Here is a 16388-nt window from a genome sequence, read left to right on the forward strand (position 1 = left end):
TTATGGGATCAGCTCATTAAATAAAGCAATCTCTTTACCATTCTAACGGGTTGCGTTGATTTTGCTTCTTAGGAGTGAGAGGTGGGGAAAAAAGCGTACCGAAGTACGCTTTATTACATGTGAATATCGTAATTAGATGATGTGCGATTTTACAATGTCATCTTTACGATCAAGGTAATGGGTCGACTTAATACGACGAATAGTACGGCATTGACCACGGATCAATAAGGTTTCCGTTGTCGCGATATTACCTTGACGATGAATGCCTTCTAGTAAGTCACCTTTGGTTATACCTGTCCCTGCAAAAATCACGTTATCGCTTTTTGCCATATCTTCAATACGCAATAATGTGTTGGTTTTAATACCCATTTCGTGGCAACGACGAATTTCAATTTCACCGAGTTCGCGGTTTTCTGCGGTATCCCCTTTGACCTCATGACGAGGAAGTAAACGCGCCTGCATGTCACCGCCTAATGCACGGATCGCGGCGGCGGAAACAACACCTTCTGGCGCACCACCGATACAGTACATCACGTCGACTTCACTATCTGGCATGCAAGTTAGAATAGACGCCGCCACATCGCCATCAGGCACGGCAAAGACACGAATACCGATTGCTTGCATTTGCTTAATCGTTTCATCGTGGCGAGGCTTGGCAAGGGTGATCACCACTAAATCTTGCAATGATTTACCCAGAGCATTAGCAATAGCCGTCAAGTTATCAACAAGTGGCTTCTCAAGATCAATCACGCCTTTTGCTGCAGGGCCAACCACCAGTTTTTCCATGTACATATCAGGCGCCTTTAGAAAGCTTCCTTTTTCACCCGCGGCTAATACAGCGAGGGCATTATTTTGTCCCATCGCTGTCATGCGTGTTCCTTCAATGGGATCGACTGCAATATCAACAGCATCGCCACCGCAACCCACCTTTTCACCGATGTAGAGCATTGGCGCTTCATCAATTTCGCCTTCACCTATTACGATTTCGCCATTGATTTCAGTTTGATTAAGTAGAATACGCATCACTTCTACCGCAGCATTATCAGCAGCATTTTTATCGCCACGACCAAGCCATTTATGGCCTGCTAGTGCCGCCCCTTCTGTAACCCGTGAGAATGCCATTGCTAAATCGCGTTTCATGATAACTCCAGATATATAAAGTCGATTAGAGAAATAAACTGAGTCGATTTTAACATAAGGGATGGTGAAACGATTGCGCAAAATAAAGGGCAGTATTGCAATGTTCATAACCCGTATTAATCGCTGTGTATAAATTCTGGTTTTGATGACAAGCCACTATTATATCCTGCATGTGGTCATGCTAATGATTAGCGTTATTTTTGGTGACAGAATATCAATGAATGAATCGTGACAAAAAAGCAATATTGGTGGTATTGGGTCTAAACACTGTGTACAAATTAGGATATAAATAAGAAAGCGTAAGTTAGGTGACAGTTAAGCTTATTCGTTGATGTTTTTTTGACAGGGAAGAGAGCAAATAAAGCTGAGATTCGATTAAAAATGAACTTCGCACTGTATTTGGTTGTCTCAGTGGGCGAATATTTGATCCACTTTGCAAAAATTATATCAGACTTGTGTGATTTTCATCCGTTTGCCCAAAAGCATTAGAATTGTGGATGTCAGATAGTCGCTGCCTCGTTAGAATAGAGGTGAATGTGAATTTAACTCGCGCGTAGGTGATTGGCTTAATGACTAAGCCAACATACGGGCTAAGATCAGGTAAACAATATGTCTCTAGAAATGTTAGAACAACTAGAAGCCAAAGTTCAGATGGCAATTGATACAATTTCTATTCTACAAATGGAAATTGATGAATTAAAAGAGCAAAACTCTCAACTTTCGATGGAAGCGCAAGAACTACGCTCTGGTCGTGAAAGTCTAAATGAAGAAAATGAAAAACTACGTCAAGATCATAATGCATGGCAGGAGCGCGTACGCAACCTACTAGGCAAAATGGAACACGTAGAATAATACTGATTTCAGTTTATCTGTTTCGGTTTTCGGCTTGGTATGTTGTTTTCAGGAACGACAGCATACCGGGCCGTAATTTTATTGATTGCTCGCAGTATGTCTAATCGATATCAAGAGGCTCAGGTGATAAAATAACCCCTGTATTATCAGCATAGATATGATCTTCTGGTAAGAAGGTCACCCCACCAAAATTGACTGCAACGTCAACCTCACCGATATCACGTTGATCAGCGCCCACTGGGATTGAGGCAAGCGCCTGAATACCAAGATCTAATTCATCTAGCTCATCAACATGGCGAACACAGCCATAAATAATCAGCCCTTCCCATTGATTTTCTTGCGCTAAATGAGCTAAATCGATATCAATTAATGCACGTCGTAGTGAACCACCACCGTCAATTAATAACACTCGCCCTACGCCTGATTGTTCTAAGACTTGGCGAATAACACCGTTATCTTCAAAACATTTTATGGTGGTTATTTGACCGCCAAAAGAGCTGCGTCCACCGTAAGAGCTGAACATAGGCTCAACAACATCAACGTGTTCGAGATAGATATCACACAGTTCAGAGGTATTGTATTCCATAAGTGGACTTCTTATTTAGCGAAAGAAAAGAAAGGAAATCAATAAGGCTTATAACGAGGAGATACTCATCGTAAGCCTTGTTGAAATTATAACCAGTTGATCTGTCATTGCAATTCGCAATTATGACAAGATGATCCCAAGAGCAAACAATAAATTCGTCAGTAAAGCACATTTGACCATGGTTGCCATCATTGGGCGGAGTTCTTCACCATTTTTAGAATGATAAACAGCACGACCATGTTTAAATAGTAGTGGCACACTCAATAAAAATAGCCATCCGAATAGCGATTTTGTTTCAAATAGAGAAAAAAGCGTTAAACATACAACACTGGCTGCTAATAAGAAGAGGTGGTATTTACGACCCCATTCAGGTCCCATTCGTACGACCAAAGTTTGCTTACCATAAGCTCGGTCGTTATCAATATCACGTAGGTTATTAATATTAAGAACGCCCACTGCGAGCAAACCACAGGCCGTTGCCGGTAACATTATCACTGAATCAATGTTGCCAGCTTGTAGGTAGTAAGTGCCTGCAACACCCAACCAGCCAAAAAAGATTAATACTGATAAATCACCTAAGCCACGGTAACCGTAGGGCTTATTACCCACGGTATAGGCAATAGATGCAACAATAGCTAGCGCGCCGAGTAGTATAAAGCCAATGATGTCATGGGGATTATGACAGGCAAAAAATATCAATGATAAGCCACTGATTGCTGTCAGAATAATGTTGACAAACATGGCAGTACGCATGGCTTTCGGGGTTACTAATCCTGATTGAATCGCACGTTGAGGTCCTAAACGATCATCATTATCGGTGCCTTTGACAGCGTCACCGTAATCATTAGCAAGGTTAGAAAGAATTTGCAGCAAAAGGGCGGTTAATAAAGCGAGCGCTGCAATTAAAGCAGAAAAACTTCCATGCCATCCTGCCACTGCACTACCGCATACAATTGATGCGATGGCTAGTGGCAAGGTTTTCGGTCTTGCTGCATCTAACCAAATAGCAAGTGATGAAGATGATTTCATAATCTAGGTACTTAAATAATGAGGGAATAGCTATTATGGCGAAAATTTGGATTGGCGCAAATTTATCCCATTAATAGTTGCTAAAATAAAAAAAACGGTGCGCAAGGCACCGTTATTTCTGAAAGGCAATGTTATTACAGGATAAAGCGGCTTAAATCTTCATCTTGTACGAATTCACCAAGACGCTCGCTAACATATGCGGCATCAATCGTGAATTTCTCACCAGACTTTTCGCTTGCATCATAGGAAATTTCTTCCATTAGACGCTCCATAACGGTATGCAGACGACGAGCACCGATATTCTCAGTACGCTCATTCACTTGCCATGCCGCATCCGCTAGGCTGTCGATACCGTCAGCCGTGAATTCGATTTCAACTGATTCTGTTGCCATTAATGCTTTGTATTGCTCTGTTAGCGATGCATTTGGCTCCGTCAGAATTCGTTTAAAGTCGTGACTTGTTAGCGCTTCAAGCTCAACGCGAATAGGTAAACGACCTTGCAATTCAGGGATCAAATCTGATGGCTTAGCCACTTGGAAAGCGCCTGATGCAACAAACAGGATGTGGTCTGTTTTAACCATACCGTGTTTGGTTGATACTGTGCTGCCTTCGACTAATGGGAGTAAGTCGCGCTGCACACCTTCACGAGAAACATCAGGACCGGAAGACTCGCCACGCTTACAAATTTTATCGATTTCATCGATGAACACGATACCATTGTTTTCAACCGAATGAATGGCTTGTTCTTTAAGCTCTTCTTGGTTGACTAACTTCGCCGCTTCTTCTTCGGTTGCAGCTTTTAGCGCGTCTTTGATTTTCATCTTGCGCTTTTTAGTGGTATTGCCAGCAAGGTTTTGGAACATGCCCTGTAGCTGGTTGGTCATTTCTTCCATACCAGGAGGCGCCATGATCTCTACACCCATCTGAGGTGCTGCAATGTCCATTTCAATTTCTTTATCGTCAAGCTTGCCTTCACGTAATTTTTTACGGAAAGATTGACGAGTCGACGACTCTGCAGGGGCTTCTTCATTTTGACCCCAAGCATCACGCGCTGGTGGTAGAAGGGCATCTAAAATACGCTCTTCTGCTAATTCTTCAGCACGGAAACGGACTTTCTCAGTCGCCTGTTGATGTGTCATTTTTACTGCTACATCAGTTAGATCGCGAATGATTGTTTCGACTTCTTTACCAACATAACCCACTTCGGTGAATTTTGTTGCTTCTACTTTAATGAAAGGCGCGTTAGCTAGTTTCGCTAAGCGGCGTGCAATCTCGGTTTTACCCACCCCAGTTGGGCCGATCATTAAAATATTTTTTGGCGTTACTTCAACACGCAACTCTTCAGGAAGTTGCATACGACGCCAGCGGTTACGTAGTGCAATCGCAACTGCTCGTTTCGCTTTGTCTTGACCGATAATATGGCGATTAAGTTCATGAACGATTTCGCGAGGAGTCATTTCAGACATTACAACTTCCTTACTTAGTTTCTAATTCTTCAATGGTGTGATTGTGGTTAGTGAACACACAAATATCACCAGCAATATTCAGGGCTTTCTCTGCAATTTCTCGCGCACCTAAATCGGTATTTTCTAGCAATGCTGTGGCTGCGGCTTGGGCGAAATTACCGCCAGAGCCAATCGCAATTAAGTCGTGCTCTGGTTGCACAACGTCACCATTACCAGTGATGATGAGTGAGCCAGTTTCATCGGCAACGGCCAACAAGGCTTCAAGCTTACGCAGAGCGCGATCAGTACGCCAATCTTTGGCAAGTTCTACGGCCGATTTTAGAAGGTGGCCTTGGTGCATCTCAAGCTTACGCTCAAAACGTTCAAATAGAGTGAATGCATCAGCGGTACCGCCAGCAAAACCTGCCAGTACTTTATTGTTATATAGACGGCGAACTTTACGTGCGTTGCCTTTCATTACTGTGTTACCAAGTGATACTTGGCCGTCACCAGCAATGACGACTTTACCGTTTCGACGTACAGATACAATAGTTGTCACGGGGTTAACCTCTCTGGTTCTGCTCCGGCATAGCCGGTAACGTTAATGTGAAAAGATCTGGGGATGAAAGAAAGGCTTTTCAAGTATGAACTGTCAATTGGTCGCTATTATTACGTTTATCTAACATAAAAAAAGGACGTAAATAGGTACGTCCTTCTGATTATTTGGCTAACCTTGGAGAGTTATTGCCAATGCCAAATACCACACGGTGAAACACCGCCATTTTGTAGTTTAGCTTTATCTTTTTCAGCACTGCTTTTTTGTGAGTAAGGGCCTAATACGACACGGTACCAGGTTCCTTTTGCATCACTGCTAATTTTAAGTTGGCTATTCATGCCTTGGAATGCAATTTTTGCTTTACGTTCATCGGCTTGTGATTTATTACGGTAAGCCCCACACTGCAATACAAAGCGCACACTTGATGTCGCCTCGGACTGATTTTTGGCTGGACTTGGTTTTGTGTCTACAGTAACCACAGGCTTAGCAGTTTGAGCGTTCTCTTTCGGTTTAGGTGTGTCTGTTTTTTTAGCTGCAGTTTCTGTTTCCACTGGCTGCATACGTTGGTTTTTCAAGTCGTCTGGCACGATGACTTTTTTATTTTCTAATTCTTGAATGTAACGCCATTTTTCTTCAGGTTTTGGCGGTAGAACTTCTTTATTAGCGATTTTTTTAACCTCATTAGTGGATTGAGGTTTTGCACTAATTAAAGGTTCATCTTTATGTGCTGGTTTTTCAGGAACATCAGTACCAGATAAGAAGAATAAACCAGTAATAAGTCCAAATACTAAAACAATAGCGGTGACCGCCCACTTGATTGGAAATCCACTAGAGGCGGGGGCTTTTTTTCGACTCGGACTGCTTTTTTTATTTGCCGGTTTCGGCGAGCGTCCGCGTTTTACATAATCTTTAGTAGCCACGATGATAGACAAATATGTTGAGAGAAGGAAAGAACTCTATGTTACAAAGTTGGAATGATACTGACTAGTTTTTATCACTATTAATGTGTGGGTTAAGGTCAATAGTATGTAAAAACTGTGAACTTATGATTATTTCATAAGCTCACAGTCTTTTTATGACTATCGAGATGGTGGGGCTGCACTTTCACGGATCACCAGTTTCGCATCAAGTAAGCGAGATCCTGCTTGTACTTCCTTGCCTTTAAGTAGTTCAAGTAACATCAGCATTGCTTGACGACCAATCTCATAGCGTGGTTGAGAAACGGTGGTTAATGGTGGATCACAATATTCAGCAAATTGAATATCATCAAAGCCAACAATCGAAATATCTTGAGGAACACGAAGACCAAGACGTTTTGCCTGCTGCATTGCGCCAATCGCCATCACATCAGAATGACAGAACAGTGCGGTTGGTGGCTCAGGTAACGACAACAATGCGGTAACTGCGCGTGCGCCAGCAGCAAAGCTAAAATCACCCTTCACCGTATAGGCTGGGTTTAATGTAATCCCACCACGACGCAGTGCTTGTTGATAGCCCTGATTTCGGAACTGGGATAATGGCGCTTGGTCGGGGCCGGTAATTTGCGCAATACGCTTATGACCCATTTGTGTTAGATAATTAACTGCTTCAAATGCCGCGGTGAGATTATCAATATGGATGGTCGGCAACTCTAACTCGGGTGCGTACTCACAAGCCATCACTAAGGGGGGTAGGTTCTTCTGTTCTGGTTTACTGACATCAAAAGGTAAGTCTGTACCCAGTAATAACATACCATCAGCTTGTTTAGTAAAGACTAAATTAACAAATGAGTTTTCACGCTTTTTCTGTTGACCACTGTCGCCCAGCAATACAAGGTAACCGTACTCCATTGCAGCTTCTTCGATACCACGAATAATCTCTGTGAAGTAAGGATCACAAATATCAGGGACGATAGTTACGATCGTTTTTGACTCATTGCGACGTAAATTACGGGCAAGTGAGTTAGGTGAGTAGCCAGCTTCCATGACAGCCTGCTCAACTTTTTTACGAGTTGAAGCCGATACTTTTTCCGGGTTCATTAGCGCACGGGAAACCGTTGCAGTCGAAACTCCGGCTAGCTGGGCAACATCCTTCATTGTCGCCATATTGCTTTCCTCTTTTATCTAAATCTCTCTTATTGTGCGGCTGGTAGCTCGAGGTCAAAAGGACTGAGACGGAAACCAGCGAAGCAGTAAATGACTGATATTAGTCAATACTATTGATATTGTAGAGCGTATACACGGGATTAAACATGCCTCAAATAGCATAAATTACATTCACTATGTGAGTTTTGTCGCATTGTTGGTCTTAAGTTAAATCTTGTGGCTCTACATCAATCGACCAACGTACTTTTTTTGCTAACGGCAGTAATTGAATTGCAGGCTTGGCAATACTGAGTATCTGTTGCAAGGTTTTGCGATTAGGGGTTTGTAAAATTAATTGCCAACGATAACGTCCAGCACGACGGGCAAGAGGAGCGGGGTTTGGCCCTAATACACAGCAATCTTGATCATAAACGGGGCTGGATTCAAAAATGCCACGGATTTGCTGTAATAGTTGGCAAACAGTATCACTGTCATTCGCTTCCGCCCGTATTAAGACAAGGTGAGTATAGGGCGGTAACATAGCTTGCTGGCGTTCAACTAATGCGGTTTGTGAGAAAACGCCATAGCCTTTATGAAGCAATGATTGTAATAGTTGATGCTCTGGGTGGTGAGTTTGCAATAACACTTCGCCCGGTTTACTCGCACGTCCTGCGCGTCCTGCAACTTGAATAAACAATTGTGCTAAACGTTCGGATGCGCGGAAATCGTTACTAAACAGTGCGCTATCAACATCAATTAAGGCGACTAAAGTGACATTTGGAAAATGGTGTCCTTTTGCTAGCATTTGAGTACCAATTAAAATCTGATACTCATTATTTTTAATTGCTTCGAGATAGTTTTCTAAAGCCCCTTTACGACGCGTGCTATCGCGATCAATGCGCACCGTCTTAAATTCAGGAAATAGGGTGGCGAGTTGATTTTCTAATTGCTCTGTACCGACACCGACGGGCAATAATTGAGTCGAACCACATTGCTCACATTGCGGCATGATGGGACGCTGAGTTGCACAATGGTGACAACGCAGTTCTCCAGATTGCTGGTGTAAGGTGTAATAAGCATCACAACGATGACATTCGGCGATCCAACCACATTCATGGCACATCATCGCAGGTGAAAAACCACGACGATTAAGAAATAACATCACCTGATTACCCGCATTTAAGTGTTTACGCATCTCAGCGATAAGTGGTGCAGATAATCCAGCATCAAGATATAGACCTTTAACATCAATCACGCCATGACGCGCCAATTGGGCGTTACCCGCACGTTTAGTTAAGGTTAAATGATGATACTTACCTGTTTTCGCATTATGTAAGGTTTCTAATGCTGGTGTCGCAGAGCCTAAAATAATCGGGATGTTTTCTTTATTGGCGCGCATAACGGCAAGATCGCGAGCATGATAACGTAAGCTATCTTGTTGTTTATAAGACGCGTCATGTTCTTCATCGACAATGATGATGCCAAGGTTTGCAAAGGGGGTGAATAATGCAGATCGCGTCCCGATGATGATCCCCGCTTGATTATCTCGACCTGCAAGCCATGCAGCCATACGCTCGCTGTCGTTTAGCCCTGAGTGAACCGTTTCTAAAGGCACATTAAAACGACGGCGAAAGCGGTTAATCGTCTGAGGGGTTAAGCCAATCTCAGGTACTAAGATGAGTGCTTGTTTACCTGCGGCAAGCACCGGCTCTAGCAAGTTAAGATATACTTCTGTTTTGCCTGAGCCCGTTACCCCTTCTAAAAGATAACAGCCAAACTCAGGGTTACTATTCACGGTGGCAATTGCTAACGCTTGTTCTTCATTTAAACGTGGTTTTTCTTCAGTAACAGAAAACTGTTTCTGCCAGTTTTGGCTTTTGGGTTGTTGCTGTTGTTCAATGATCCAGCCTTTATTCGCTAACGTTTTTAAGGTCGTAGAGCTCACTTCTTCGCTCAATAGTGCATCATGACTGACAGCTCCGTTTTGTAGTAGACGCAGTATTTGGGCTTGTTTGGGCGCGCGGGTTAGGCCATTTAGCGGTTGTGATTTTCCCGCTTCTGTTAATGCCCAAAATTTCAGGGTGGTTTGTGAGGCTTCACGTCCTTTTCGCAATAATGCCGGCATTGCATTAGCCAGCGTATCGCCAAGTGGGTACTGATAATACTGACTAGCCCATTTGAGCAAATCAAATAATGGCGGCATCCACAGTGGTGCTTTATCAATGACTTTTTGAATAGCTTTTAGTTGTTCGATAGGAAACTCAGAGCTATTTGTCAGTGCGGTAACGATACCTATTAAACGTTGACGCCCGAAAGGAACCTGCACACGCCCGCCGACAATAGGTAGGTCGTTGGGTTTGATTAAATAATCAAAGGTTTTATCTAGGGGAATAGGGAGAGCGACTCGAGCGATATTCGGGATCATAATTTACTGCAGTCATTGAGCTTGTGTTGAATAATACCAGACCAAGTGATACTCGATAAGTGCTGTTAAGTCTGATAGGTGAAGAACGCGGTGTGGTACAAAGAAATTACGCGTGAAAAATCGGCATCTGTATTGATCTCCGCGGGATGATTGATTACTATACGCCGCCTGATTTGTCACATAATGTGACAAGCTATTTTTTAACGACGTGTGGTGCCCGGCTTTGGATCGGGAGAGCGACACGGCCTTTATTTTGAGGTTATCCCATGAAACAAGGTATTCATCCTGAGTACAAAGCAGTAAACGCACGTTGTTCTTGTGGCAACACTTTCGTATTTAACTCTACTATGGGTAAAGACATCAACCTTGATGTATGCGACAAGTGCCACCCATTCTACACTGGTAAGCAACGTCAAGTTAGTTCTGGCGGCCGTGTTGACAAATTCAACAAGCGTTTCGGTGCGCTTACTAGCAAGTAATTACTTGCCAGATGAATTTAGAAAAAAGGGATGCGAAAGCATCCCTTTTTTTATGTCTCAATAAAATATGTGAAGAATAACTGTTAGCTATCAGCTGGGAAATTAATACTTAATGGCATATGATTTAATAACAAATACGAATTACACATAGATGTAATTTGCCATTATAAATGTCAGCGTTGAGGCTCAAATATCACTATGACCGAAGATTTTCGTCAACAAGCTCTAGATTACCATTCCCTTCCTACTCCTGGAAAAATAGCCGTTGCACTGACAAAGCCAGCAAATACGGTTGAAGATCTTGCTTTAGCGTATAGCCCAGGTGTTGCTGAGCCCGTAAGGGAAATCGCTCAAGATCCTGATAACGTTTACAAATATACCGCAAAAGGGAATATAGTTGCGGTGATCACCAATGGCACCGCTATTTTAGGTCTTGGTAATTTAGGCCCGTTAGCTTCTAAGCCTGTTATGGAAGGGAAATCATTACTTTTTAAGCGCTTTGCAGGTATTGATTCGATTGATATTGAAGTCAAACATCGCACTATTGATGAGTTCGTTGATACTGTCGCAAATATTGCCGATACTTTTGGTGGTATTAATTTAGAAGATATTAAAGCGCCAGATTGTTTTGAGATCGAACAGCGCTTAATTGAGCGTTGTAATGTTCCGGTGTTTCACGATGATCAGCATGGTACGGCTATTGTCACCGCTGCTGGTATGCTCAATGCCATAGAGTTACAAGGCAAAGATATTAGTGAAGCGGTGATTGTGTGTTTAGGTGCGGGGGCTGCTGCTGTTGCGTGTATGGAGCTCTTGATCAAATGTGGCGCGCAACGTGAAAAAATTTACATGCTCGATCGTAAAGGCGTTATTCATACTCGCCGTGATGATATAAATGAATATAAGCAGCTATTTGCTAACAATACCGATAAGCGCACATTAGAAGATGTGATTGCGGGAGCCGATATTTTCGTTGGTGTATCAGGCCCTGATTTATTACCACCTGAAGCGCTAGCACTAATGGCTGAAAACCCTATTGTATTTGCTTGCTCTAACCCTGATCCTGAAATAAAGCCTGAATTAGCTCATCAAGTTAGAGATGATTTAATTATGGGAACGGGACGATCTGATTATCCTAACCAAGTAAATAACGTTCTGTGTTTCCCGTTTATTTTCCGCGGTGCATTGGATGTGCGTGCAAGTCAAATTAATGATGAAATGAAATTAGCAGCCGTTCATGCAATTAGAGAGTTAGCGAAAGAGCCAGTACCACAAAGTGTGCTTGAGGCTGCGGGTGTATCACAGCTTGAATTTGGCCGAGAATATATTATTCCAAAACCGATGGATCCACGTTTATTACCGCGTGTCGCAAAAGCAGTTGCACAAGCAGCCATTGATTCAGGTGTCGCGCGTATTGAGATGCCAATGGGATATATGGAAGTGTAATCGCGCTATTCTATTGATGACAAAAAATAAAAACCAGCTGTTAGGCTGGTTTTTTTGTAGACATAGTACTGCAATAATTATTCATTAATGTCTTCGTAGCTAATGCCCATTGCGTCCATTAATGCTTTTGCTTCTGCAGGTAGATCGTCTGGGCGATCTTTACGAATGTCATCATCAGTGGGAAGCGGTTGACCTGTGTAGGCATGCAGAAAGGCTTCACAAAGTAATTCACTATTTGTTGCGTGGCGAAGGTTATTCACCTGACGACGAGTACGTTCATCAGTCAGAATCTTAAGCACCTTTAATGGAATCGAAACAGTAATTTTTTTTACTTGTTCATTTTTCTTACCGTGTTCCGCGTAAGGGCTAATATATTCGCCATTCCACTTTGCCATGTTTTACCTTCTCAGCGATATTGGGTTAATAATGGTGGTAACAGGAATCAACATTTTCTGTTAGCAACGGGGATTGTAGGGCGGCGATATTACGTGAACATCGCGGTTTTGTCCCGTATTGAACAGAAAAATTACAGTAAGGTTGTTACCATTATTTTGTTATGGCTGAATTTTAGCGGGATTTACTGCCATAAGCAAAGACATATAGACGTCCAGATGTGTTGACGTCTTGTTTTGTAGTGGTTAAAGTTGTTATAAATTTATTATCTTGGGTTAAATCCTGCCCCGACAAGGAATGTTTGTATGAGTGATAAGCGACTGGCGACAATTGCAGTAAGAACCGGTATTGATGTTGACTCTCAATATAATGCTGTTGTTCCTCCTATTTATTTAACGTCGACCTATAGCTTTCCAGCTTTTGGCGAAGTACCGCAATATGATTATTCTCGTTCAGGTAACCCAACTAGAAATACGTTAGCTGACGCGCTTAGTGAGATGGAAGGCGGTGCGGGTGGTGTGGTAACCAGTTGTGGTACAGCTGCGATGAATTTATTGGTTACTGCATTATTAGGTCCTGATGATTTGATTGTTGCGCCGCATGATTGTTATGGCGGTACCTATCGATTATTTAATACTCGTGCCAATAAAGGTGACTTTAAGGTTGAGTTCGTTGACCAATCGGATCAAGAAGCACTTACAGCGGCTTTAGCGAAAAAACCTAAACTAATCTGGGTTGAAACGCCGTCTAACCCATTAGTGCGTGTGATTGATATTGCGGCGCTGTGTCAGCAAGCAAAAGCCGTGGGTTGTCTTGTTGCTGTTGATAACACTTTCTTATCGCCGCTACTACAACAGCCAATTGAATTAGGGGCTGACTTTGTTGTTCACTCAACAACCAAGTACCTCAATGGTCATTCAGATGTGGTGGGTGGGGTGCTGATTTCTAAAGATGCGGAAATGGCAGAAACCATTGCGTGGTGGGCAAACTGTATTGGTGCTACTGGCGCACCATTTGATGCTTATCTAACTTTGCGAGGTCTACGTACCTTATCACCACGTATGAGAATGCATGAAGAGAATGGTGTAGCAGTACTTGATTATCTTCAGCAACAGGCGATGGTGGGTACTATTTATCATCCAAGTCTGCCATCACATCCTGGTCATGAGATTGCCAAGCGCCAGCAAAAAGGGTTTGGCTCTATGATGAGTTTTGAATTTGCGGGTGATCAAACCCAACTTGAAGTGTTTGTAAAAGAGTTAAAGCTGTTTTCACTAGCAGAATCATTAGGTGGCACTGAAAGCTTAATTGCGCATCCATCAAGTATGACTCACCGTGCGATGTCAGATGAAGCACAGGCAGAAGCGGGGATCACCACCTCATTATTACGTCTTTCGGTTGGTCTTGAAGACCCTAGTGATTTAATAGAAGATCTTGATCAAGCCTTTAAACTCGCGGCGGAGGCTCACTAATGACAAAAGCATTACGCCAATTACATAAATTTGGCGGTAGTAGCTTAGCTGATCCTGAGTGCTATCGCCGAGTAGCGGATATTCTGGCGGAGTATTCAAACAATGAAGATTTAATTGTTGTGTCAGCCGCGGGAAAGACAACAAACCAACTTATATTATGGTTAGCGCAATTAGAAAAAGATGGTCGTCAAGCCCATGAAACCTTGTTATCTGTCCGCAGTTATCAGCAACAATTAATTGAGTCTTTGCTTTATTCGCCGACAGCAGAACGTTTGATTGAATTACTACATGATGATTTATCAACCATTGCTCGTTATGGTGAAAGCCCTATTAGCCCAGCACTTCGAGGCACCATTCAAGGGTATGGTGAAGTATGGTCTGCGCGATTATTAGCGGCATTACTGTGCCAGCGTGACTTACCCGCCACAGATTTGGATTCTCGGTTATTTTTACGTGCCGAACATGCCGCACAGCCAGAAGTCGATAGCCGATCGTCGAAGCCATTATTACAACAGCAGTTTGCACAACATAGCCATCACCGCTTAGTGATCACAGGCTTTATGGCTCAAAATGAGCAAGGGGAAACCGTTTTACTTGGCCGTAATGGTTCAGATTATTCTGCGACAATCATTGGTGCATTAGCAGATGTTTCTCGAGTCACGATTTGGAGTGATGTGGCTGGAGTCTATAGTGCTGATCCACGTAAAGTTAGCGATGCCTGTTTATTACCGTTATTACGATTAGATGAAGCCAATGAGCTTGCTCGTCTTGCTGCCCCTGTTTTGCATAGCCGTACATTACAACCTGTGGCACAAAGTGCGATAGATTTAACATTGCGTTGTAGTCATCAACCTGAATCAGGTTCTACGCGAGTAGAGCGTGTTCTGGCATCGGGTCGAGGGGCAAAAATTGTCTCTTCGCTTGATGATGTGTGTTTGATTGAAGTTGATGTACCACGAGGTATGGATGTTCAACATGTACGCGAAGACGTTGAGCGTTTATTGTCGCGCCATCAATTAGCACCTTTAGCGCAAAGCCTAGAGCAGAGTAAAGGCCGTATTATGTTGGCTTATACTCGAGAGGTAGTGAATGACGTATTAAATTTACTGCAAGATAGCGGAACACCTGCCGAATTACGGTTGCGAGAAGGCTTCTCAATGGTTGCTGCTGTGGGCGCTGGGGTGATCAATAACCCTATCCACTGTCATGGCTTTTATCAGCAGTTAAAAGGCTTACCGGTTGAGTTTATGACAGAAGCGGATTCGGGATTAAGTTTGGTTGCTGTATTGCGCCATGTCGAAACTGAAAGCTTGGTTAGTGATATTCACCAAGCGCTCTTTCAAGCTCAAAAACGAGTAGGGCTAGTACTTTGTGGTAAAGGCAATATTGGCACCCGTTGGCTTGAATTATTCGACCGAGAGAAATCAGCGTTAGAAAAACGTCATGGTTTAAGTTTTACTTTAATAGGGGTACTCGATAGTCGTCGTTGTTGGATGAACTTTACAGGTATCGATCCTTCGCTAGCACTGACACAATTTGAACAAGAAGCCATAGAGTATCAAGAGGGTGCGCTTTTCTCTCATCTTGCGAGTGCTGATTATGACGATGTGATTGTGCTTGATGTCACTGCAAGTTCCGAGCTGTCAAAGCGTTATGCAGAAATAGCAGAACACGGTTTGCACTTAATTTCAGCCAATAAAGTGGCGGGTTCCGCGAGCAGTAAAGATTATCATGCGGTGATTGATGCGTTTGCGAAAAGTAGCCGTCATTGGTTGTATAACGCGACGGTTGGTGCTGGGCTTCCGGTGAATCATACTGTCCGTGATTTACGAGAGAGTGGCGATCAGATCATCGCTGTTTCTGGTATTTTCTCAGGCACCTTGTCTTGGTTGTTCCAACAGTATGATGGCAGCGTGCCATTTTCTGAGTTAGTAGAACAAGCGTGGCAACAAGGACTCACTGAACCTGATCCTCGCCATGATTTAGATGGCAGTGATGTGATGCGTAAGCTCGTGATATTAGCCCGTGAATCAGGCCTAGAAATTGAGCCTGAACAGGTTAAAGTTGAAAGCTTAGTCCCAAGCGAACTTGCAGCATTATCTGTTGAGCAGTTTTTTGAACAAACTCAAGTGCTCGATGAGATTTTAGCCGAGCGATTAGAAAGTGCGCGAGAGGAAGACAAAGTGCTGCGTTATGTAGCTCGTTTAGATCGCCATGGCAACGCTTATGTTGGTGTTGAAGCTTTACCCCAAGAGCACGCGCTAGCTAATTTGCTTCCGTGCGATAATATCTTTGCCATTGAAAGCCATTGGTACCGTGATAATCCGTTAGTGATTCGAGGACCTGGAGCGGGGCGTGATGTAACTGCTGGTGCATTATTATCAGATATAAATCGTCTGGCCTGTTTACTGTAACGGTTTGATAAAATTTTAAAGCCCGCTTATTGTTAGCGGGCTTTTTATATTTAAAAGCAGCGTTGCGACTGGTTTCTGTCGTAAAAAA

At 43.1% G+C, this 16388-nt stretch carries 14 protein-coding genes; 5 read left to right on the forward strand and 9 right to left on the reverse strand.

The annotated features are described in order from the left end of the window. Nucleotides 1–132 precede the first annotated feature (132 nt). The gene (gene glpX, locus C9J38_RS13035) at nt 133–1140 is read right to left on the reverse strand and encodes a class II fructose-bisphosphatase (RefSeq protein WP_107207475.1); all 1008 of its coding nucleotides are present in this window, start codon (nt 1138–1140) and stop codon (nt 133–135) included. A gap of 609 nt (nt 1141–1749) precedes the next feature. Between glpX and zapB the strand changes: the two genes are divergently transcribed. Continuing rightward, nucleotides 1750–1992: a cell division protein ZapB gene (gene zapB / locus C9J38_RS13040; RefSeq protein ID WP_107207476.1), complete on the forward strand. Its 243-nt coding sequence runs from the start codon at nt 1750–1752 to the stop codon at nt 1990–1992. A gap of 100 nt (nt 1993–2092) precedes the next feature. Here the strand turns inward: zapB and rraA are convergent, their stop codons facing one another. The 7 genes from rraA to priA form a co-directional block, all read right to left on the reverse strand. Beyond that, a complete protein-coding gene (gene rraA, locus C9J38_RS13045; RefSeq protein WP_107207477.1) occupies nt 2093–2578 on the reverse strand; it encodes a ribonuclease E activity regulator RraA in 486 nt (161 codons plus the stop codon). A 120-nt stretch (nt 2579–2698) separates the two neighbouring features. Then, nucleotides 2699–3607, reverse strand: a complete 909-nt coding sequence (locus C9J38_RS13050) for a 1,4-dihydroxy-2-naphthoate polyprenyltransferase (RefSeq protein ID WP_107207478.1) — start codon at nt 3605–3607, stop codon at nt 2699–2701. Between the two features lie 134 nt (nt 3608–3741). Continuing rightward, a complete protein-coding gene (gene hslU / locus C9J38_RS13055; RefSeq protein WP_107207479.1) occupies nt 3742–5073 on the reverse strand; it encodes an HslU--HslV peptidase ATPase subunit in 1332 nt (443 codons plus the stop codon). Between the two features lie 10 nt (nt 5074–5083). Next, nucleotides 5084–5611: an ATP-dependent protease subunit HslV gene (gene hslV / locus C9J38_RS13060; RefSeq protein ID WP_005371875.1), complete on the reverse strand. Its 528-nt coding sequence runs from the start codon at nt 5609–5611 to the stop codon at nt 5084–5086. A gap of 182 nt (nt 5612–5793) precedes the next feature. Continuing rightward, the gene (locus C9J38_RS13065; protein ID WP_107207480.1) at nt 5794–6528 is read right to left on the reverse strand and encodes an SPOR domain-containing protein; all 735 of its coding nucleotides are present in this window, start codon (nt 6526–6528) and stop codon (nt 5794–5796) included. 159 nt (nt 6529–6687) lie between these two features. Next, a complete protein-coding gene (cytR, locus tag C9J38_RS13070) occupies nt 6688–7710 on the reverse strand; it encodes a DNA-binding transcriptional regulator CytR (protein ID WP_289844205.1) in 1023 nt (340 codons plus the stop codon). A gap of 184 nt (nt 7711–7894) precedes the next feature. After that, entirely contained in the window at nt 7895–10096 is a 2202-nt protein-coding gene (gene priA, locus C9J38_RS13075) for a primosomal protein N' (protein WP_107207481.1), read from the reverse strand. 266 nt (nt 10097–10362) lie between these two features. Here priA and rpmE point away from each other — a divergent pair, with 266 nt between their 5' ends. After that, nucleotides 10363–10575 carry a 50S ribosomal protein L31 gene (gene rpmE, locus C9J38_RS13080; RefSeq protein WP_105061118.1) on the forward strand — a complete coding sequence of 71 codons (213 nt, stop codon included), beginning with the start codon at nt 10363–10365 and terminating at the stop codon, nt 10573–10575. Between the two features lie 198 nt (nt 10576–10773). Continuing rightward, nucleotides 10774–12021, forward strand: coding sequence for a malic enzyme-like NAD(P)-binding protein (locus C9J38_RS13085; RefSeq protein ID WP_107207482.1), 1248 nt, complete (start codon nt 10774–10776; stop codon nt 12019–12021). A gap of 77 nt (nt 12022–12098) precedes the next feature. On the opposite strand, the gene metJ is transcribed toward C9J38_RS13085, so the two are convergent. After that, entirely contained in the window at nt 12099–12416 is a 318-nt protein-coding gene (metJ, locus tag C9J38_RS13090) for a met regulon transcriptional regulator MetJ (protein ID WP_005371859.1), read from the reverse strand. A gap of 303 nt (nt 12417–12719) precedes the next feature. On the opposite strand from metJ, the gene C9J38_RS13095 reads away from it, so the two are divergent. Both C9J38_RS13095 and C9J38_RS13100 read left to right on the forward strand, forming a co-directional pair. Continuing rightward, nucleotides 12720–13886: an O-succinylhomoserine (thiol)-lyase gene (locus C9J38_RS13095; RefSeq protein WP_107207483.1), complete on the forward strand. Its 1167-nt coding sequence runs from the start codon at nt 12720–12722 to the stop codon at nt 13884–13886. Further along, nucleotides 13886–16300 (forward strand): bifunctional aspartate kinase/homoserine dehydrogenase II, encoded by a 2415-nt coding sequence (locus C9J38_RS13100; RefSeq protein WP_107207484.1) that lies wholly within the window; start codon nt 13886–13888, stop codon nt 16298–16300. The genes C9J38_RS13095 and C9J38_RS13100 overlap by 1 nt, the downstream gene beginning before the upstream one ends. Nucleotides 16301–16388: the final 88 nt, after the last annotated feature.

Origin of the sequence: Photobacterium sp. GB-210, assembly GCF_003026075.1 — a bacterium.
Taxonomy (GTDB): domain Bacteria; phylum Pseudomonadota; class Gammaproteobacteria; order Enterobacterales; family Vibrionaceae; genus Photobacterium.